The sequence below is a fragment of the Kitasatospora sp. NPDC085895 genome (genome assembly GCF_040702125.1).
In the GTDB taxonomy this organism is placed as follows: Bacteria; Actinomycetota; Actinomycetes; order Streptomycetales; family Streptomycetaceae; genus Kitasatospora; species Kitasatospora arboriphila.
Genome location: NZ_JBFBJY010000013.1, coordinates 16,974 through 36,877, shown reverse-complemented (window position 1 = coordinate 36,877; position 19,904 = coordinate 16,974). Strand labels below are relative to the sequence as shown.

Here is a 19,904-nt window from a genome sequence, read left to right as displayed (position 1 = left end):
ATTCACCGATCCACGCACCCGCTCCCGGTCGTCCTCGGTACAACAGGCGTACGACCTATCACCGGGAGCCCGCACACGTGAGCACCAACCACCCGTCGGGATACGGGTATCCGACGGACCCTCAGCAGAACCCCTACGCGCAGCAGGCCGGCCAACAGCCGCCGCCCGCCCCCGGCTACGGTGCGCCGCCCCCTCCCCCGCCCGGACCGCCCGGCTACGGGCCCGGCGGTTACGCGCAGCCCGGAAGCACCGACCCCGGGTACGGCGCACCCGGCCACGGCATCCCGGGACAGGGCACCCCCGGGTACGGTGCGCCGGGGTACGGCACCCCCGGGTACGGTGCGCCGGGGTACGGCACCCCCGGGTACGGTGCGCCGGGGTACGGCACCCCCGGATACGGTGCGCCGGGGTACGGCACCCCCGGATACGGTGCGCCGGGGTACGGGCAGCCGCCGCAGGTGCTGCCGCACTGGCTCACCCCGGCCGGCCCGCCCGGCGTGCCGCAGGCGCCGGGGAGCCGTGTCCTGGCCCCGCCCGGGGAGCGCCTGGTGGCCCGCCTGATCGACCTCGCGATCCAGCTGATCCCGGCCGTCATCCTCTACGCCCTGCTCGGGGAGTGGCTCGGGAACCTCTTCGTCGGCCTGCTGGCCTTCGCGTACGAAGCGGCGCTGATGGTCACCCAGCACGGCCAGACGGTCGGCAAGAAGGCGATGAGGCTGCGCGTGGTGGACGCCGCGACCGGCGGCCGGCCGACCGACAGCGCCCTCTGGGGACGCTCGGCCGTCGCCACCGTGCCCGGCGCCGTGTACTGCATCGGATGGCTGTTCGAGATGCTCGACGCGGCGTGGCAGCTGTGGGACAGACCGCTGCAGCAGTGCCTGCACGACAAGGCCGTGCGGACCGTGGTGGTCAAGGAGGGCTGACGGGCCCACCACCGCCCGGGGGCGCAGTTCCCCGCGCCCCGGGCGGGCCTCTCAGACCGCCAGGCAGCTGGGGCCGAGGAGTTGCTTGAGGTCGCCGAAGAGGGCCGGGTCGGACTTCACCCGGTGCCGGTCCAGCCGCAGGACGGTGGTCTTGTTCCGTCCCTCCAGCCGCAGGCGGACCTCGGTGGTGCCCTTGTGGTGGGTGAGGACCTCGCCGAGGCGGGCGACCAGCGGCGGGGTGATCCGGCCGCTGGGGATGTTGATGACGATCGGCGCCTCGGCGTGCGCGTTGGAGAGGTCCGGGACGGACAGCTCCATGCCCATCAGCCGCGGCACGTCCTCCCGCTTGTCGAGCTTGCCGCGGACGAACACCACGGCGTCCTCGACGAGTTGCGAGGAGACCAGCTGGTAGCTGGCGGGGAAGAACATGCAGTCGATGGAACCGGCGAGGTCCTCGACGGTGGCGATCGCCCAGGCGTTGCCCTGCTTGGTCATCTTCCGCTGGAGGCCGGAGATGATGCCGCCGATGGTGACGATGGCACCGTCCGGGCGCTCGGCGAGGTCGGCGACGGCGCAGTCGGCCTTGTCGGCGAGGACGTGCTCGATGCCGTGCAGCGGGTGCGAGGAGACGTAGAGGCCGAGCATCTCCCGCTCCTGGGTGAGCAGGAAGGACTTGTCCCACTCCTCCTCGGAGAAGACCACGTCGAGGCCGAAGCTCGGTTCGTCGGAGACGGAGTCGCCGCCGAAGAGGTCGAACTGGCCCTCGGCCTCCTTGCGCTTGACGCCGACCACGTTGTCGATCATCGGCTCGAACTGCGCGGTGAGGCCCTTGCGGGTGTGCCCGAGGGAGTCGAACGCGCCGGCCTTGATGAGGGATTCGACCGTCCGCTTGTTGCAGACCACCGACTCGACCTTGTCCAGGAAGTCCGGGAAGGAGGCGAACTTCCCCTTGGACTTACGGGTGCGGATCATCGACTCGACGACCGGGCCGCCGACGTTGCGGATGGCGGTGAGGCCGAAGCGGACGGTGTCGTTGCCGTGCGGGGTGAAGTCGGCGTCGGACTCGTTGACGTCCGGCGGCAGGACGCTGATGCCCATCTTGCGGGCCTCGTTGAGGTAGACCGCGGACTTGTCCTTGTCGTCCTTGACCGAGGTGAGCAGGCCGGACATGTACTCGGCCGGGTAGTTGGCCTTGAGGTAGGCCGTCCAGTAGGAGACCAGCCCGTAGCCGGCGGTGTGCGCCTTGTTGAACGCGTAGCCGGAGAAGGGGACGAGGACGTCCCACACGGCCTGGATCGCGGCGTCGGAGTAGCCGTGCTCGCGGCAGCCCTTCTGGAAGGGGACGAACTCCGCCTCCAGGATCTCCTTCTTCTTCTTGCCCATGGCGCGGCGCAGCAGGTCGGCCTGGCCGAGCGAGTAGCCGGCGAGGATCTGCGCGGCCTTCTGGACCTGCTCCTGGTAGACGATCAGGCCGTAGGTGGGCTCGAGGATCTCCTTGAGGGGCTCCTCCAGCTCCGGGTGGATCGGGGTGATCTCCTGCTGGCCGTTCTTGCGCAGCGCGTAGTTGGTGTGCGAGTTGACGCCCATCGGACCGGGTCGGTACAGCGCGAGGACGGCGGAGATGTCCTCGAAGTTGTCGGGCTTCATCAGGCGCAGCAGCGAGCGCATGGGGCCGCCGTCGAGCTGGAAGACGCCGAGCGTGTCGCCGCGGGCGAGGAGTTCGTAGGTCGGCTTGTCGTCGAGGGGCAGATCAAGCAGGTTGATCTTGATGCCCTTGTTCTTCTCGATCGCCTTGACGGCGTCGTCCATGATCGTCAGGTTGCGCAGGCCGAGGAAGTCCATCTTGAGAAGGCCGAGGCCCTCGCAGGTGGGGTAGTCGAACTGCGTGATGGTGACGCCGTCGGTGTGCCGGGTCCAGACCGGGATGTGGTCGGTGAGCGGCTCGGCGGACATGATGACGCCTGCGGCGTGCACGCCGGGCTGGCGGATCAGTCCCTCGATGCCGCGGGCGGTGTCGATGACCTTGCGGACGTCCGGGTCGGTCTCGTACAGCCCGCGGATCTCGCCGGCCTCGCTGTAGCGGGGGTGCGAGGGGTCGGTGATGCCGGAGAGCGGGATGCCCTTGCCCATGACGTCCGGCGGCATCGCCTTGGTGATCCGGTCGCCCATCGCGTACGGGTAGCCGAGGACGCGCGAGGAGTCCTTGATGGCGGCCTTCGCCTTGATGGTGCCGTACGTGACGATCATGGCGACCTTGTCGGATCCCCACTTCTCCGTCACGTAGCGGATCACGTCGCCGCGCCGGCGCTCGTCGAAGTCGATGTCGACGTCGGGCATGGAGATGCGCTCGGGGTTGAGGAAGCGCTCGAAGATCAGGCCGTGCGGGATCGGGTCGAGGTCGGTGATGCCCATGGCGTAGGCGACCAGCGAGCCGGCGGCCGAACCACGGCCCGGGCCGACCGCGATGCCCTGGCTCTTCGCCCACATGATGAAGTCGGCGACCACGAGGAAGTACGCCGGGAACCCCATCTGGATGATGGTGTCCATCTCGTACTCGGCGAGCTTCTTGTGCTCCTCGTCGTAGCCGCCCGGGAAGCGCCAGTCCATGCCCTCCCAGACCTTGGACTTGAAGAAGTCCGCCTCGGACTCGAAGCCCTCCGGGATGGGGAAGCGCGGCATCAGGTTCTTGAACTCGAACATGCCGGCGGTGTCGACGCGGGAGGCGACCAGCAGCTGGCTGTTGCGGCAGCCCTCCTGCCAGGCGTCGGAGCTGTCCAGGCCGTACATCTCGGCGGCCGACTTGATGTAGTAGCCGGTGCCGTCGAAGCGGAAGCGGTCCGGGTCGGAGAGGTTCTTGCCGGTCTGCACGCACAGCAGTAGGTCGTGCGCGCCGGCGTCGCCCTCGGTGGTGTAGTGCGAGTCGTTGGTGACCACCGGCGGGATGTTCAGCTTCTTGGAGATCTCCAGGAGGCCGTCGCGGACCCGCTGCTCGATGTCGAGTCCGTGGTCCATCAGCTCCAGGAAGTAGTTCTCCTTGCCGAAGATGTCCTGGTAGTCCGCGGCGGACTTCACCGCCTCGTCGAACTGGCCGAGGCGCAGCCGGGTCTGCACCTCGCCGGAGGGGCAGCCGGTGGTGGCCATCAGGCCGGCCGCGTGCTCGGCGATGATCTCCTTGTCCATCCGGGGCCACTTCACCAGCCAGCCCTCGGCGTAGGAGCGCGAGGTCAGCTTGAAGAGGTTGTGCAGGCCCTCCTTGTTGCGGGCCCAGATGGTCTTGTGGGTGTAGGCGCCGGACGCCGAGACGTCGTCCTTCTTCTGGTGCGGCTGGCCCCACAGGATGCGCTTGGTGTTGGAGCGGGAGTCCGGGGCGACGTACGCCTCGATGCCGATCACCGGGGTGATGCCGGCGGCGGTGGCCTGCTTGTGGAACTCCGCGGCGCCGTACATGTTGCCGTGGTCGGTCATCGCGACGTGGGTCTGCCCGAGCCGCTCGACCTCCTTGAAGAGCTGCTTCAGCCGGGCGGCGCCGTCCAGCATCGAGTACTCGGTGTGGACGTGCAGGTGCGCGTACGGCTGGTCGCTCAAGGCGGGGCCTCCGGAGTCTCGGCATGATCGGAACCGGGCGCGAAACAGGTAAGGCCCGAGCCACCCTCAGGGCCCGGACCACGGCTTCCGCGTCGCGGCACCGAGTCTAGTCCCCCGTCGCACCCGCCCCGGGACACGGCACGAATGCTCCTCGGTTCCCCGCTTCGTTCCCCTCACTTCCCGGGCGCCGGCAGGTCGCGTTCGGCGGTCACCGGGTCACGGAAGGAGACCCGGGGTTCCGGCCCGGCCGTTCACGCCGATAGCCTCTGGCGCACTGACGTGCGAGGAGGGGTTCCATGGCATTCGGCCCGGTGGTGCAGCAGCGGGCGCGAGGCGGAGGGCTGACCGCGATCGGCGTGCTGGCGCTCGTCCAGCTGGCCTCCGAGCTCGGCGTGCTCGCCTACGACATCGCGCAGAAGGGCCCCGGCTACCTGCTGACCGCCCTGGGCATCTCCTACGCGGACTACGTCGACGCGCCGGTCGGCTTCTTCGCCTACGACACCGGCTACTGCGCGGCCCTGGCCGCCCTGGCGGTCGGCGCCTTCATGGGCGGCCGCTGGGTCCGCCCGGCGGCCGTCGCGCTGACCTCGGTGACCGGCTTCGCCGCCCTCGGCCAGATCCTGAACCAGGTGGTCTACTCGGCCTCGCGGCGGACCTTCGCCGAGCCGGTCAGCCACCTGTGGCTGAACATGACCCTGCTGCTCACGGTGGGCATCGCGATCGCCGTCGCCGCGGTCGTCGGCGCGACGCGCCCGGCCGCCCCGGCCGCCCCCGCCCCGGTAGCCTTCCACCCGTACGTCCCCGCGCAGCGCCAGGCCCACCCGCCGATACCGCCGACGACGCCGCCCGGTCCCCCGTCGGCGCCGCCCGCGCCGCCGAACGCCTGAACCGCGGCCGCCCGCCGCGCGTCCTTCCCCCGCGGACCGGACGGCACCACCGACAGACCGCACCGATTGGAAGGCCCATGCCCGACCAGCCCACCGTCGCCGACCGCGAGCCGGAGCGCGCGGAAACCGTCCTGCGGGTCTTCGACTCCGCGTTCGGGGAGCTGCTGGCGCAGGACCCGGCCGCGTTCCGGGTGAAGTTCCGCAAGATGGCCGCCTCGGCCTTCGCCTTCTACCGGGGCACCGCCGCGCTCTTCTACGCCGACCTCACCACCGACCCGTACCGGGAGTACGGCGCCCGCTTCCTCGACGAGCGCACCGGCCGGGTCTGGATCCACGGCGACCTGCACGCCGAGAACTTCGGCACCTACCTCAACGCCGAGGGCAGGCTCGTCTTCAACGTCAACGACTTCGACGAGGCCTACGTCGGCGCCTTCACCTGGGACGTCCAGCGGCTCGCCGCCAGCCTCGCCCTGATCGGCTACGCCAAGGCGCTCTCCGACGACACCATCAGCGGCCTGGTGCGCGCCTTCGCCGCCGCCTACCGCGGCCAGATCGCCGCGCTGGCCGGCAACGGCGACGCCGCCCAGTTCACCCTGGACACCGCGGACGGCCCCATCCTCGACACGCTGCGCCGCGCCCGGCTGCAGACCCGCGTCGAACTGCTCGACGCGGAGACCGTCGTCGAGGGCTGGGACCGCCGGTTCCGGATCGGCGGCGGCGCCTTCCAGCTGGACGCGGTCACCCGCACCGAGGTGCTGGCCTCCTTCGAGCGCTACCTGGAGACCCTGCCGCCCGCCTCCCGCACCCGCCCCGACGCGCTGCGCGTCAAGGACGTCTGCGGCCGCCGCGGCATCGGCATCGGCAGCGCCGGCCTGCCCTCGTACAACCTGCTGCTGGAGGGCCACACCGACGCCCTCGAGAACGACGTGATCATCTACATGAAGCAGGGGCAGACGCCGGCCGTCTCCCGGCACGTCACCGACCCCGCGATCCGCGGCTACTTCGAGCACGAGGGCCACCGCACCGTCATCTCGCAGCGCGCCCTGCAGGACCACAGCGACCCGTGGCTCGGGTACACCACCCTGCACGGCCGCGGCCAGCTCGTCGCCGAGGTCTCCCCGTACGCGGCCGACCTCGACTGGACGGACCTCAACGAGCCGGACGACCTGCGCACCGTCACCGAGTACCTCGGCCGGGCCACCGCCACCATGCACGCCGCCGCCGACGAGTCCTCCAGCGGCCACAGCCTCGTCCCGTTCTCCACCGAGCACGCCATCGACAAGGCGATCGCCGCCGACGAGGACGGCTTCACCGAGATGCTCGTCGACTTCGCCCACGCCTACGGCGACCGCGCCCGCCGCGACCACCAGCTCTTCGTCGACCTCTTCCGCAACGGCCGCATCCCGGGGCTGTAGGTCCCACCCGCGTCATGCCGAGGGCCCGGGGCCCGGCACGGTTTCCCGTGCCGGGCCACCGGGCCCTCCGGTGTTCCGCCGCCGGATCAGTACTTGGCGAAGTAGCCCGTCAGGTCCACGATGGCGTGGCTGTGCGTGGCGTGGTTGTACAGGTCGATCTGCTTCTCACCGGTGGCGACCGTGGCGTGGACCGAGAGGTTCTGGCCCGCCGAGAAGTTCAGCGAACTGGACGTCGGGCGCGTGGTGCCGTGCGCGAAGAGGGTGAAGAACCCGTCGGCGTCACTGCCGGTGGTGGTGGCGTTCACCACCACGGCGTCCGCGGTGGCCGGCAGGTTGCCGATGGTCGTGACCTGCCCGTAGGCGAGCGGCGCACCGTTGTTCTGCCGGGTGTCCAGCAGACGGCTCGGGCTCACCGGGTGGAACAGCTCGGTGGCGCCGGGGCTGTAGTAGCCGACGAGGTCCACGATCGCGTTGGTGTTGCCACCCGAGTTGAACAGGCTGATCCTGCCGCCGGCGCCGATCGGCACGATGGCCTGGTTGGAGATGATCGCGCCGGGCGTGAAGTTGACGTTCGAGGTGCTCGGGCGGGCCGCGCCGGCCGGGTGCGCGATGAAGAAGCCGCCCGCGGTGGGCTGGACGGCCGTCAGCGTCACGACGGCCGCGGTGGCGTCGGCCGGGATGCCGTTCTGGCCCGTGATCTGGACGTCCTTGGTGGCACCCGGACCGAGCGGGCCGCCCGCCGAGCGGGTGTCCAGCAGGCGGACCGGAGTCTGCGGGGCGTACTTGTTCGGCGAGGTCGGGCTGTAGTAGCCGGCGACGTCGACGATCGCGTCGAAGTCGCTGGTGGTCGTCCACAGGTAGACCTTGCCGTCCGCGCCGACCGGCGCGGTCACCAGGTTCGCGACGGTCTGGCCCGCGGCGAAGTTGACCGACGAGGTGGTGGGCTTGGCCTTGTCGTTCGGCTCGACCGCGACGAAGCCGGCGGTCGACGGGTTCACGACCGTCACGTTGAGGACCACCGCGCTGGCGCCCTGCGGCAGCTTGAACGGGCCGGTGCTGTCCGGACCGAGGTTCAGCACCTTCTCGTTACCGCCCTGCCCCGCCACCGGGGCCCAGGTGCGGCCGCCGGCCGAACGGGTGTCCATCACACGGGTGGGGGTGACGGGGGTGTAGCCGGACGCCGGGTAGATGCCGGCCTTGTCCTGCAGCCACGTGGCGAGGTCGTCGACGCGGGTGTCGTAGGCGCCGCTGTGCTCCGTCTCCTTGGAGCCGAGGCAACCGTTCTGCCAGGAGCGGCTGTTGACGGCCACCAACTCGTAGCGGTAGCGGTGCTGGCCGACCGCGGCGTCCGGGGTCAGGTCGACGCTCCGCACGGCCGGACCGCCCGTGTCGCCCTTGCAGATGACGGCATTGCTGCCCGAGGGTGCGGCCAGGTCGATGCCGGTCGCGCCCACCGTACCCACCGTGAAGGTGTTGGCGTGCAGCTTGGCCGCCCACTCGGTGCGGGTACGGCCGTATCCGGCCACCGTCACCGCGTCGCCCTTCTTCGGAACGCCGGCACCGATGTCGAGGACCTTGGACAGGCCCTGGACCGGTGCGTTGAGACGGGCCAGGACCAGGTCGCGGTCCGTCCGGGGAACGAGCTCGGCGACCGTGTACGTCGGTATCGGCTCGCCCGCCTTGTAGGCCAGCGACGGGATCGTCACGACCGTGGTGTCCTTCGGCGCACCGGGCGCCAGGTCGATGCCCGCGGCCGGGTTGTCGACGAAGCAGCTGGCTGCCGTGAGCACCCAGGACTTGTCGATCACCGCGCCCGAGCAACTGCGCTTGCCGCCACCGATGTCGAGCCTCGCGGTGAAGGAGTACTCGGTCGACGGAGACATCACCGGATTGGGATCCGTGTCGTCGGCGGTGGCGACGGTCGAGCCGCCCACCGCCAGGAGGCCGGCGGCAACGGCCGTCGTGACGGCGCCGGTCAGCCACGCCTTCTTGAGGCGCTCTGAAAGCATGATGGTTAACCAGTTTCACGTAGGAGGAGAACATCTGCGGGCCATGTGCCCACCCGGCACGCACACCGCCTCGGCGGCAGGTGCGGAAGCGACCGCTACGCGGTGACGCGGAGTTCGAGCAGGACGGCCGCGCCGCCCTTGCTGCCCTCGCCCACTCCGACGAGCCAGCCCTTGGGAACCGCCACGGTCTTGGTCTCACCGTCCGCGGTCACACTGGCGTTGAGCGCACGGTCGTTGGTGGTCTGCACCGCGTAGACGTCGGGGATCGACATGGTCAGGAATCCGGTCGACTCCGCCGCGGCGAAGCAGAAGCGGTCACGCCCGTCCGCGTGCGTCTCACGGGTGTAGACCTCGATCTGGTGGCCCGCGGTGCACTCCACCAGGTTGATCCGCCCGTCACCCTTCGTGAGCGTGATGCCCTTGCTCTGCAGGACCTCGTCAGCACCCGGGTAGGCCCAGTCCTCGACTGCGAACGGAGCGGCGGCGTTATCGGGTGCCGGCGGCGCGGTGTCGGCGGTCGCGACCGCCGACGTGCCGAACACGGCTGCGGCCGATGCGACTACGGCAGCCGCGGCCAGCACCCACCGCCCTTTACGGAAGGCCATGGAAAACCTCTCAAACATTGACTGGCACATTAATCTCGCCTAAATGCATGCCAAAGCGGACACGCATCCGGGACTCAAGTCGGGGCGTGCCGAATCCTTCTGCCCCGACGGCAGAAGCAGGACGAGACCGCGGCTACTCTAGTGGCGTCCTCGGACATCCTGCCGACAGGGTCCGCCCGCTGCACCGCTGGTGACACTACGTCACGGACATCGAGCGCGGCATTCCATTTCTCGTACCCGCAGCTCCTGCGGTAGGTTTTCCGTCGCCACTCCCCTGTAGGCTCGCGCCGTTTTGTTGAGCACGAGTCCCGGAAAGGGGATGTCGGTGAGTCCGGGCATAATTCGGACACGTGTCGGCGGGGGAACACTTCGAAGCGGCCTGCTGCTGCTGAGTCGCGGCCTGCTTCCGCTGGTGCTGTTGAGTGGTTCGGTGGTCGCTGTGCCGGCTGCTGCCGACGAGGCGCCGCCTCAGGCCGCTGCGGGTCTTCCGCCCACCGATCGCGCCAAGGTGATCGGCTATTGGAAGTCGGGGGGTCCCGCGGTCAAGTCCGCGGCCGAAGCCGCCCTGCTCGGCAACAACGATGCCGTCAGTGACTTCCTCGCCAAGGGCAGGGCGGCAGCCCAAGAGGTGGACGACCGCCAACTCGCGCTCCAGATCGTCAGCATCGGCGGCCGTGCCGTGCGTGAGGCCGCGAAGAACGCGGTGCAGAAGTCGCTGGACGGCGATAACACCGCTCTGGCGGCCTTCCTGAACGGCGGTTGGAAACCCCTGCAGGAGCAGGACGACCGCGTCGCGGTCGTCCAGGAGGTCACGGCCGGCGGCCGAGGTGTGCGGGAGGCCGGTCAGAAGGCTCTGAACAACGGCGATCCCGCCGCCGTTCTGAAATTCCTTCAGGAGGACCGCTACCGCCTGCGTGAGCAGGACGACCGCGTGGCCGTGGTCCAGGCGATCAGCGCAGGCGGCCCCGCCAGCAGGGAGGCGGGCCAGGCAGCCTTCAACGGCTCGCCGGAGGACATCCGCGACTTCCTCGACGTGGGCAAGTACGTGGCGCAGGGTCGGGACGCGGAGTACGCGAGCATCCAACAGCTCGCGGACCAGGTCGCCGAGGCCAACACCCAGGTCGACGTCGCCCTCGCCAAGACCAAGGACGAGGCGGCCCGCGCGATCGACGCGGCCAACATGGCCAGGGCCGCCGCAGCCAAGGCTGCCGAGGAGACCGCCGCAGCCAAGAGCGACGCCGTCAAGGCAACGGCTGCCGCAGCCCGCGCCGCGGAGGCAACGCGACGTGCCGGGCAGGCCGCCCAGACGGCGGCGAGCGCAGCCCGGGCCGCCATGGCGTCCGCCCGGGTGGCGGCGAACGCGGCGTCGCAGACCAACGTGGCAGCAGCCGGTGCGCTGCAGGAAGCCGTCAAGGCGCTGAACGCGGCCGCGTTCGCCGCGACGGACGCCAAGCAGGCGAATGCCGCCAAGGATGCCGCCAAGCGCGCCAATGCCCTGATAGCGACCTTCGAACAGGGCGGTGACTTCCGCACCACGTGGTCGCGACACGCCAAGGAGGCTTCGGACGCTGCGGGTGTGGCCCTCCACGCTCTGAACGACGCCAAGGACCAGGTAGAGGCGGCAGCAGCGTCTGCGGAGGCGTCAGCAAACTACGCCGACCAGGCGAGCGGCACCGCCGCCGAGGCCCGTGCAGCGGCGGCTGCGGCACGCCGTCACGCAGCGGCGGCGTCCCAGGCGTGCGCGGCCGCACAGCGGTTCGCCGCGCAGGCCGCGACGGCCGCCGGCGAAGCAGCAGACCTCGCGGACTCCGCCCTGGTCCATCTCAAGGCGGCGGCCAAGGCCGCCGACGAGGCGGCGTTGCACGCCGGCGAGGCCTCTGCTGCAGCAGATCGCGCAAAGGCGCAGGCGGACGCCGCCAAGGTCGCGGCGGACGCTGCGACCGCAGCGGTCAAGAAGCAGGAGTCGATCCGCAAGCTCACCGACGAGATGGAGCAGGAGGAACTGAACGCCCGGACCAACGAGGGCATCGAACAGGCCCGGGACCTCCGCGCAGCCTCGGAGGAGAAAGAGGCCACGGTCCGGAAGGCGATCGCCGATGCCAAGCAACTGGATGCCGACGCTGCCAAGCTAGCGGCAGAAGCTGCGGCACCCGGCGCCACCGAAGCCCAGATCGCGCCGAAGGGCCGGCAGATGGCGCTGGCAGCGATGAAGACCCGCGGCCCGTTCAGCCAGTCCGCTGCCGAGTTCGCGCTCGCTCAGCCGGATGCTGCCGTAGTCGACTACGCCCGTTCCGGTTGGGCACTCGCTGCCGAGCGCGACGAGCGTGCCCGGATCAAGCAGATGATCCGGGACAGCGAGGTCGAGGATGACCCGGATGCCAAGCCCACTCCCCTGGCCACTGCCGCCAAGGCCGCGCTCCAGGGCGACGGTGCGACGGTGCATGCCTTCATCGTCAAGGGTCAGTACGACGCTCAGGCAACCGACTTGCGCGTGCGCGTCGTGCAGGCGATCAACGACGGCGGCCCCGGCGTTAAGCAGGCAGGTCAGGCCGCGATCAACGATGGCAGTAGCACGGCTCTGGTCGACTTCCTGACCACGGGGCTCGGCCGGGCGCAGGAGACTGACGACCGCGTTCTCGTCACCCAGGCCGTCAGCAGCGGCACCGCCGAGGTCAAGGCCGCGGCTCGTATTGCGTTCGAGGGTCCGAAGGAGGCTCTGCGAGCGTTCCTGACCACGGGCCAGCAGAAGGCGCGACAGAAGGACGAGCTGACCGCCAGGCACGATGCAGCGATCGATCAGATCATCGCCCAGTCGACCGGCACTGCAGCCACCGCCCAGCAGAACGCAGCGGAAGCCGCTCGGCTCGCCGCCCTCGCCAGGAACGCCGCGGCAGAAGCCAACAACTGGGCCACCCAGGCCCAGAACTCGGCCGCGGAGGCGACGAAGGCCGCCAACGATGCCAAGGCTGCAGCTGTCCGGGCAGCAGACTCCGCAGCCAAGGCAGCTGGCTACGCCAAGAGCGCCCGGGAATCCGAGGGGCGGGCTCAGCGGGCCGCTCGGTCGGCGACCGCCTCTGCCAGCTGGGCTTCCACCCTCGCGGTGGCGGCACGCAGTTTCGCTGATCAGGCCGGCAAGGCGGCAATCGAGGCGAGGGCATCCGCAGAGGCCGCTGGCAAGAGCCAGCAGGAGGCCTCCCGAGAGGAGCTCATCGCCAGCGACAAGGCATTCAACGCCTACATGGACGATCTCGAGTGGGAGAAGCAATTCGACCAGATGCTCGCGGAGTGGCGCGCAAAGTCCCTCGGGGAGTTGGAGACCCGTTTCTCCTGGCTCGATGGGATCCATCTGCTGCTCGACGTAATCGGACTTGTCCCGGGAGTCGGCGAACCCGCAGACCTGGTCAACTGTGCGATTTATGGCCTTGAGCGCAACTATGTCGATGCGGGCCTCTCCTGCGCCAGCGCTATCCCGTTCGAGGGATATCTCGCCTCGGCTGTCAAGTTCGAGAAGTGGGGCGAAAAGGGTCTCGACCTTCTTAAGCAGCTGAACCGAGACCGACGATACAGCAGCCTGGCCCCTGGCTGCCTCACGAAGAACAGCTTCCCGGCAGGCACCCGAGTGCTGATGGCGGACGGCTCAGCTTTCGACATCCAGAAGGTACAGGTCGGCGATCTCGTCCTGGCGGGAGACCCTGAGAGCGGCGCGAACAGTGCCCGGCGAGTCAACGCCACGATTTCCACTCCAGACGATCGAGATTTCACTGAGATCACCGTTGTATCCCTGGACGGATCCCAGCAGAAGATCACTTCTACCGACCACCACCCCTTCTGGGCCCCGAGCCGGCATGCTTGGATGGACGCTGCCGACCTCATGGCCGGCGACTCAGTCCAAACCTCCTCGGGTCAATCAGTCAAGATATCGACTGTTCGACACTGGAAATCCCTCACTCCGGCGTACAACCTCACGGTAAACTCCGTCCACACGTACTATGTGCTGGCAGGCAATACGCCAGTGCTCGTGCATAATGCGTGTGGCGGCCTCGGCGGCTTCAAGGTCGGGGTGACGCCAGACGAAATTTCGGAAATCAACCTAAGCTTCGGCGGGGATCGGCTAATGAACGGATCTCCCGAGAATGCCCTAATTAACGCAGATCGATACGGCAGCTTCTGGGAGAAGTCCGCCGTTCTAATCAGAGACATTGCCGGCAGCCACATGTTCAACAATGGAAATAAGCGAACCGCTGTCACAGTTGTGCAGAAGCTAATGGACCGCAATAACATCATGAGCGGGCCATCAAGCGAGCAGATTTGGGTGGTCGTGGGCAGAGTAGCGGACTCACGGGAAGCCGGTCACACCATGGACGTCGGCGAGATCGCGAAGATGTTGCGAGGATTCTAATGAGTGACTACGGGATAAACATCGAGCGATTCATGGAGCGCCTGGGAAGCGTCGGCATTACCATAATCCTCAAGGTGGACCACGAGAGGATGGCGAGCGGCGGAAAGCCCTGGACGATAGTTATGTCCGGCCCGGGAATGGGCGAGAAGGGTACCGTTCACACCGACTCTCACAGTCTCGACGATTGCCTGGAGTACGGAATTAGCGAGCTTCGCTCGCGGCCAGGCGAGTGGGAGTGGATTGACGAATTTCTGAGCGCATAGACAGGCGCAAAGAAGGCCCGCCAGAATCGGATCCGGCGGGCCTTCTGGCTACATTGAAGGCCGCGCCGACGGCAACGTCAGCCGACGGGTTCTGCGCTTGGCGGGCCCGTCAACGCTTTCGGGCACCCGGAGCGCACTAGGGAGCGGTCGACAGCAAGACCTTGGCAATCGCCCCCATAGGGCGGCCACAGCCTCGTCCCGTTCTCCGCCGAGCAGGCCATCGACAAGGCGATCGCCGCCGACGAGGACGGCCTCACCGAGATGCTCGTCCACTTCACCCACGCGTACGGCGACCACCCCCGCCGCGACCACCAACTCTTCGTCGACCTCTTCCGCAACGGCCGCATCCCGGGGCTCTGAGCGGCGCGCTGCTTGTCAGGCCGTCCGCAGCTCCCTGCGGACGACGAACCGCAGGCCCGAGTACGTCCCGTCGACCGCGCACACCTTGGTGTCGACCAGACCGGTCGGCAGGGCGACCTCGCGCAGGACGTCCTCGGTCAAATCCGTGGGCACGCCGGAGGCCCGCCTGGGCCAGGCGATCCACAGCCCTGCGGCCGGGCGCATGGCGGCCCGCAGCTCGACGAGGCGGGCGGTGAGGTCCGCCCGGTCGGCGGGGAACCAGAGGGCGGTGTCGAAGGGGGCCGCCCGGTCCGGACGGCGCTGGACCAGCAGGCCGTCCGGGAGACCGGGGATCGTGAAGCCCTCGGGGGCGTCGGCGAGCAGCAGGATGTGGCCCGCCCTGATGCCGAGCTTGCGGGCGAGCGGGGTGCCCGAGTGGCCGGCCGCGGCGGGCACGGTCAGCCGTCCAGCTCCGCGAGGAACGCCAGCACCGTCGCCCAGGTGCGTTCGGCGGCCTCCTCGTCGTAGTCGGGGAGCTCGGGGTCGGTGTAGATGTGGCCGGCGCCGCGGTAGCGGTGGACCTCGACGTCGGCGCCGGCCTTGGTCATCCGCAGGTACCAGGCGTTCAGCCAGTCCTCCGGCTCGAACGGGTCGGGCTCGGCGACGTGCAGCTGGACGGCGACGGAGGTGGCGGCGTCGTCGCGGATGTCCGAGGTGCCGTGCAGCAGGAGCAGACCGGCCGCGTTGGTGTCGGCGAGGGCGAGGTTCTGGGCCAGGGCCGCACCGAGCGAGAGGCCGGCGTAGACCAGGCCGGGCCCGCCCTGGCCGAGCAGCGGGGCGGCGGCGTGGACGGCGCGGCGCAGCAGTTCGTCGGTGGTGACCTCGTCCTTGTACGCCATGCCGTCCTCGACGGTGTCGAAGACCCGGCCGTCGTACAGGTCGGGGGTGTGCACCTGGTGTCCGGCGGCGCGGAGCCGGTCGGCCGCGGCGTGGACGGCCGGGCGGAGTCCGTAGGCGGAGTGGAAGAGGACGATCTGGGCCACGGGGTGCTCCTGCGTGCTGGGAGGCGTGCTCGGGACGTGCGATCTCCCATGATCCCCCACGGCGCCGGCAAAGGGCGGGCCCGGCCCGCCGGGGTGCGGCGGGCCGGGCCCGGGCGCCGGAGAGAGCGGGCGCCGGCAACAGCGGGTGTCAGGAGGTCTCGACCCAGACCCCGTCGAAGCCCTGCTTGGCGTACAGGCTGACGAAGTTCCAACCGGCGGGCGGATTGGTCACGGTGAGCGTCTCGGCGTTGCCGGTGCCGGCCGACTTCACGGTGTAGGCGGTGTTGGTGGCCCAGTTGGTGGTGCTGTAGTAGAGGTCGGCGTCGCCGGTGCCGCCGCCGCTGGTGACGGTGAGGCGGGCGGTGCCGGCGGGGACCCACAGGTAGAGGTAGCGGTGGTCACCGGTGGGCGAGGCGAGGTTGCTGCGGCGGCAGCCCGGCTCCAGGCGGCGGGTGTCGGGGTCGGTGCACTCGGGGCGGCCGCAGCCGGTGGGGGTGCAGGTGCCGAGCCAGCGGTCGAAGTCGGCGTCGTAGCGGGTGCCGATGGTGCCGGTGAGCAGGGTGCGGGCGCCGGCCCAGTCGCCGGTGCGGTAGCGGGCGAGCAGGGTGTCGACGTCGGCGCGGTGCGTTTCGATCATGTAGCGGACGGCCAGGTAGCCCCAGTTGTAGACGCGGGTGGAGTCGGCGTTGTCGTAGGTGGTGTCGAAGAGGGTGCTGAGCCGGTAGGTGTGCTTGCCGGCCTGGGTGAGGGCGTCGGTGTAGGTGGCCCCGCGGTAGGAGTAGGAGACGTACTCGGCGAAGCCCTCCACCCACCAGATGGTCGGGGTGGCGGTGCCGGCCGCGAAGTCGCCGTACATGTCGAACCGGCCGTCGAGGTAGTGGGTGTACTCGTGGTTGAGGTTCCAGATCTGGAAGTCGGGGCGCAGCCACTCGGCCTCGTGGGCGATGAACCGGGGCTGGTTGCCGGCGGCGGAGGGGTCGCCCTCCAGGTACATGCCGCCGTTGTCGGTGCTGATGCCGTAGACGGCTCCGGCGTAGGTGCGGTAGTCGGTGCTGGAGTGGAAGACGACGACCTCGATGGTGGTGTTGCGGTCGCCGGCGACGGGGCCGTTGTCGCGGACGATGCCGTGCACGTAGGCGTCCTGGCCGGCGAGGCTGGTGCAGGTGGCGGTGAGCTGGTCGGCCGTCATCTGCTGGGCGAGGATGCGGATGCTCGGGCTGCAGGTGCGGGTGACGGTGAGGACGGCGGCCTTCAGCCGGTTCGCGAGGTCGCAGGTGCCGTAGTAGGCGCACTGGGCGGCGTCGTACTCGGCGGCCATCTCGGCGAGGCCGACCCAGAGTTGGGCGGTGGGGCCGGTCATCGTGGTGCGGCCGAGCAGGTCCTTGACCAGCGGGCGGACGGCGGTCTGGAGTTCGGGGTGCTGGAGGAAGCGGGCGAGTTCCCGGCCGGCGTTCGAGACGAGGTAGCCGCGGTCGCCGCCGAGCATCCCGAGGTGGGCGGTCGCGAAGGCGCCGAGGGTGTCGAGGACGCCGTGGTCGGCGGCGACGGCGGCGACGAAGTCGGGTGACTGGTGGCCGCGCCAGAGCACCGTGAAGGTGTTGTTGACGGCGTTGAGCATCCACCAGGAGGCGTCGTAGCGGGTGTCGTAGTCGGTGAGCAGGCGCCGGACGACGGCGAGGTAGCGGGCGTTCTCGCCGGAGCTGTCGATCAGGGTGACGGCCTCGGAGAGGGTCTGGCCGTTGGCGTCGGTGACGTCGCGGGAGTGCGGGGCGGCGAAGAAGGCGTCGAGGGCGGCGCGGATCGAGCCCTGCAGGGCGGTGCCGTAGCTGCCGACGTCGCCGGAGTGGTACCACTGCACGTAGTAGCCGGCCCGCAGGTAGAGCACCAGTTGGGCGGCGGAGGTGCTGTTGTCGCCGGGGTAGGTGGTGGAGACGTCCCGCAGGGCGTCGGCGACGGAGACCATCTGGGCCTCGCGGAAGGCGCCGCGGGCGTCCGTGCCGGTGAGGGTGAACAGGGTGTTGATGCAGCCGGTGTCGGCGGCCTTCACGGCCTGGACGAGGGCGGCGCCGGTGCGGCCGGTGAAGTCGCCGACCGAGCAGGCGGCGGCCGCGGTGCGGGGCGCGACGGCACGGGAGTCGGCGGCACGGGAGTCGGCGGTGCGGGGCTTGTCCCGCCGGGTGGCGGCGGCGTCGTAGGCGGGCTGGGGGGCCCGTTCGGCGGGACGGGTGTGGGCGGCCTCGGCGGGGGCGAGCGCCGTCCTGGGCTGCTGGACGGTGGCCGGGCTCGGGGCGGGGCCGGTGCGGCCGGTGGTGTCGGTGCGGTTGGTGGTGCCGGGGTGCTGCGGGGTGCTCGGGGCGGCCTGGCTCGGGGTGGAGAGCAGCAGACCGAGCGTCAGGCAGCAGACGAGGGCGAGGGCGAGCCGTCGCAGGGCGCGCAGGGGTGAGGGTATCCGGGAGGTGTGCACGTGGGGGCCTCCGGGCCGGGTGAATCGGCCGCGTGGGGGCGGCCGTTGACGGTGACGGGCAGGGCGGAGCGGTCCGCACGGCTCCGCTGTCCGTGAAGGTGTGACATGTACAATTGCACGCGTCACATGGCATGGGAAGTCCTCACGCAGGCTCAAGTTCGCTTCGCAGACTCCCGGTTGGGCCTGAGCTGCGGCGAAGCGGCGTGGACATGAAGAGTCAGGGAATAGTCGTCCCAAAGTATGGACATCTGATTACTAGCCAGTAGCCTCTGACGCTGTGACAGAGACCACCGACTCCGTGTCCCCCGCCGTCGCCCGGCCGCGCCGCCGCCGCGTGCTGAAGGCCGCCGCCCTCACCGCCGGTGCCGCCGTCCTGCCGATCGCCGCGGGCACCGCGCCGGCCACCGCCGCCACCGCTCCGCAGTTCCTGCACGGCGTCGCCTCAGGCGACCCGCTCGCCGACGGCGTCGTGCTCTGGACGAGAGTGACGCCCACCCCGGACGCCGTCCCCGGCTCCGGCGCCGGCCCGGCCACCGAGGTCGTGTGGCAGATCGCCACCGACAAGTCCTTCACCTCGGTGCGCGCCAGCGGCACGGTCACCACCGCCGCCGCCACCGACCACACCGTCAAGGTGGACGTCCGCGGTCTGACCGCCGACACCGTCTACTGGTACCGGTTCACCGCGGGCGGGGTCCCCTCCCCCGTCGGCCGCACCCGCACCGCACCCGCCGCCGACGCCGCCCTCGACCGGCTGCGGCTCGGCGTCGCCTCCTGCGCCAACTGGGAGGCCGGCTACTTCTCCGCGTACCGCCACCTCGCCGCCCGCGGCGACCTCAACGTCTTCCTCTTCCTCGGCGACTACATCTACGAGTACAAGACCGGCGAGTTCTGCGCCGCCGGCAAGGTCGTCCGCCCGCACGACCCCGCGCACGAGATCACCACCCTCGCCGACTACCGCACCCGTCACGGCACGTACAAGACCGACCCGGACCTGCAGGGCCTGCACGCGATCGTGCCGACCGTCGCCATCTGGGACGACCACGAGTTCGCCAACGACGCGTGGTCCGGCGGCGCCGAGAACCACACCCCCGGCACCGAGGGCGACTGGTCCGCGCGGATGGCCGCCGCCAAGCAGGCCTACTTCGAGTGGATGCCCGTCCGCCCGTCGGTCGCCGGCACCACCTACCGCCGGCTGCGCTACGGCAAGCTCGCCGACCTGCACCTGCTCGACCTGCGGTCGTTCCGCTCCCAGCAGGTCAAGGTCGGCAGCGGCGACGTCGACTCCGCCGACCGCACCATGACCGGCCGCGCCCAGCTCGACTGGCTGAAGTCCGGCCTCTCCGCCTCCGACACTACCTGGCGGCTCATCGGCAACGAGGTGATGATCTCCCCCGTCGCCTTCCTCTCGCTGCCGGACTACTTGCTGCGGCCGATCGCCAAGCTGCTCGGCCTGCCCGGCGAGGGCCTCGCGATCAACCCGGACCAGTGGGACGGCTACACCCACGACCGCCGCGAGCTCCTCGGCCACCTGAAGAACAACGGCATCGGCAACACCGTCTTCCTCACCGGCGACATCCACTCCGCGTGGGCCGCGGACGTCCCGAGCGAAGCCGCCACCTACCCGGCCTCGGGCAGCGTCGCCACCGAGTTCGTCGTCACCTCGGTCAGCTCCGACAACATCGACGACTACCTCAAGGTCGCCCCGCAGACCCTCTCGCTGGTCGCGGCCGCCGCCATCCAGGCGGCCAACCGCCACATCAAGTGGGTCGACCTCGACTCGCACGGCTACGGCGTCCTCGACATCACCCCGCAGGCCGTGCAGATGGACTACTACGTCCTCTCCGACCGCACCCGGCGCGACGCCACCACCAAGTGGACCCGCTCCTACCGCACCCGCACCGGTACCCAGCAGGTCGAACGGGTCTGGTCCCCCGTCAAGTGACGTCGGCGTGCCCGCCCGCGGCAGGAGAGG

At 70.0% G+C, this 19,904-nt stretch carries 12 protein-coding genes and 1 pseudogene; 7 read left to right on the top strand and 6 right to left on the bottom strand.

The window, feature by feature from the left end:
- Positions 1-77 precede the first annotated feature (77 nt).
- The gene (locus tag AB0442_RS11065; RefSeq protein ID WP_366162167.1) at positions 78-923 is read left to right on the top strand and encodes an RDD family protein; all 846 of its coding nucleotides are present in this window, start codon (positions 78-80) and stop codon (positions 921-923) included.
- Between the two features lie 51 nt (positions 924-974).
- Here AB0442_RS11065 and dnaE read toward each other — a convergent pair whose 3' ends face one another.
- Entirely contained in the window at positions 975-4,508 is a 3,534-nt protein-coding gene (gene dnaE, locus AB0442_RS11060; RefSeq protein WP_366162165.1) for a DNA polymerase III subunit alpha, read from the bottom strand.
- A gap of 296 nt (positions 4,509-4,804) precedes the next feature.
- Between dnaE and AB0442_RS11055 the strand changes: the two genes are divergently transcribed.
- Both AB0442_RS11055 and AB0442_RS11050 read left to right on the top strand, forming a co-directional pair.
- Complete coding sequence (locus AB0442_RS11055; protein ID WP_366162164.1) at positions 4,805-5,395, top strand: hypothetical protein; 591 nt, start codon at positions 4,805-4,807, stop codon at positions 5,393-5,395.
- Positions 5,396-5,472: 77 nt separating this feature from the next.
- Positions 5,473-6,810, top strand: a complete 1,338-nt coding sequence (locus AB0442_RS11050; RefSeq protein ID WP_366162163.1) for a DUF2252 domain-containing protein — start codon at positions 5,473-5,475, stop codon at positions 6,808-6,810.
- Between the two features lie 86 nt (positions 6,811-6,896).
- Here AB0442_RS11050 and AB0442_RS11045 read toward each other — a convergent pair whose 3' ends face one another.
- Together AB0442_RS11045 and AB0442_RS11040 are read right to left on the bottom strand one after the other, a co-directional pair.
- The gene (locus AB0442_RS11045; RefSeq protein WP_366162161.1) at positions 6,897-8,819 is read right to left on the bottom strand and encodes a trypsin-like serine protease; all 1,923 of its coding nucleotides are present in this window, start codon (positions 8,817-8,819) and stop codon (positions 6,897-6,899) included.
- 95 nt (positions 8,820-8,914) lie between these two features.
- Positions 8,915-9,442 carry a hypothetical protein gene (locus tag AB0442_RS11040; RefSeq protein WP_366162159.1) on the bottom strand — a complete coding sequence of 176 codons (528 nt, stop codon included), beginning with the start codon at positions 9,440-9,442 and terminating at the stop codon, positions 8,915-8,917.
- Between the two features lie 307 nt (positions 9,443-9,749).
- Here AB0442_RS11040 and AB0442_RS11035 point away from each other — a divergent pair, with 307 nt between their 5' ends.
- The 3 genes and pseudogenes from AB0442_RS11035 to AB0442_RS11025 all read left to right on the top strand — a co-directional run.
- Positions 9,750-13,823 (top strand): polymorphic toxin-type HINT domain-containing protein, encoded by a 4,074-nt coding sequence (locus AB0442_RS11035; protein ID WP_366162157.1) that lies wholly within the window; start codon positions 9,750-9,752, stop codon positions 13,821-13,823.
- Positions 13,823-14,086: a hypothetical protein gene (locus tag AB0442_RS11030; RefSeq protein ID WP_366162155.1), complete on the top strand. Its 264-nt coding sequence runs from the start codon at positions 13,823-13,825 to the stop codon at positions 14,084-14,086. The genes AB0442_RS11035 and AB0442_RS11030 overlap by 1 nt, the downstream gene beginning before the upstream one ends.
- 183 nt (positions 14,087-14,269) lie before the next feature.
- Positions 14,270-14,446: pseudogene (locus AB0442_RS11025) on the top strand (DUF2252 domain-containing protein); the annotation flags it as partial.
- Positions 14,447-14,461: 15 nt separating this feature from the next.
- Here AB0442_RS11025 and AB0442_RS11020 read toward each other — a convergent pair.
- The 3 genes from AB0442_RS11020 to AB0442_RS11010 form a co-directional block, all read right to left on the bottom strand.
- On the bottom strand, positions 14,462-14,881 hold the full coding sequence (locus AB0442_RS11020; protein WP_366162153.1) for a DUF3052 domain-containing protein: 420 nt from the start codon (positions 14,879-14,881) through the stop codon (positions 14,462-14,464).
- Positions 14,882-14,883: 2 nt separating this feature from the next.
- Complete coding sequence (locus tag AB0442_RS11015) at positions 14,884-15,468, bottom strand: dienelactone hydrolase family protein (RefSeq protein WP_366162152.1); 585 nt, start codon at positions 15,466-15,468, stop codon at positions 14,884-14,886.
- A gap of 148 nt (positions 15,469-15,616) precedes the next feature.
- A complete protein-coding gene (locus AB0442_RS11010) occupies positions 15,617-17,932 on the bottom strand; it encodes a collagenase (protein ID WP_366162151.1) in 2,316 nt (771 codons plus the stop codon).
- A 277-nt stretch (positions 17,933-18,209) separates the two neighbouring features.
- On the opposite strand from AB0442_RS11010, the gene AB0442_RS11005 reads away from it, so the two are divergent.
- On the top strand, positions 18,210-19,874 hold the full coding sequence (locus AB0442_RS11005; protein WP_366162149.1) for an alkaline phosphatase D family protein: 1,665 nt from the start codon (positions 18,210-18,212) through the stop codon (positions 19,872-19,874).
- Positions 19,875-19,904 lie beyond the last annotated feature (30 nt).

Excerpts from the sequence above, each read along its gene's own strand:
- AB0442_RS11055 (WP_366162164.1), top strand. The coding sequence starts at position 4,805 with ATGGCATTCGGCCCGGTGGTGCAGCAGCGGGCGCGAGGCGGAGGGCTG.
- AB0442_RS11050 (WP_366162163.1), top strand. The coding sequence starts at position 5,473 with ATGCCCGACCAGCCCACCGTCGCCGACCGCGAGCCGGAGCGCGCGGAA.
- AB0442_RS11045 (WP_366162161.1), bottom strand. The coding sequence starts at position 8,819 with ATGCTTTCAGAGCGCCTCAAGAAGGCGTGGCTGACCGGCGCCGTCACG.
- AB0442_RS11040 (WP_366162159.1), bottom strand. The coding sequence starts at position 9,442 with ATGTTTGAGAGGTTTTCCATGGCCTTCCGTAAAGGGCGGTGGGTGCTG.
- AB0442_RS11030 (WP_366162155.1), top strand. The coding sequence starts at position 13,823 with ATGAGTGACTACGGGATAAACATCGAGCGATTCATGGAGCGCCTGGGA.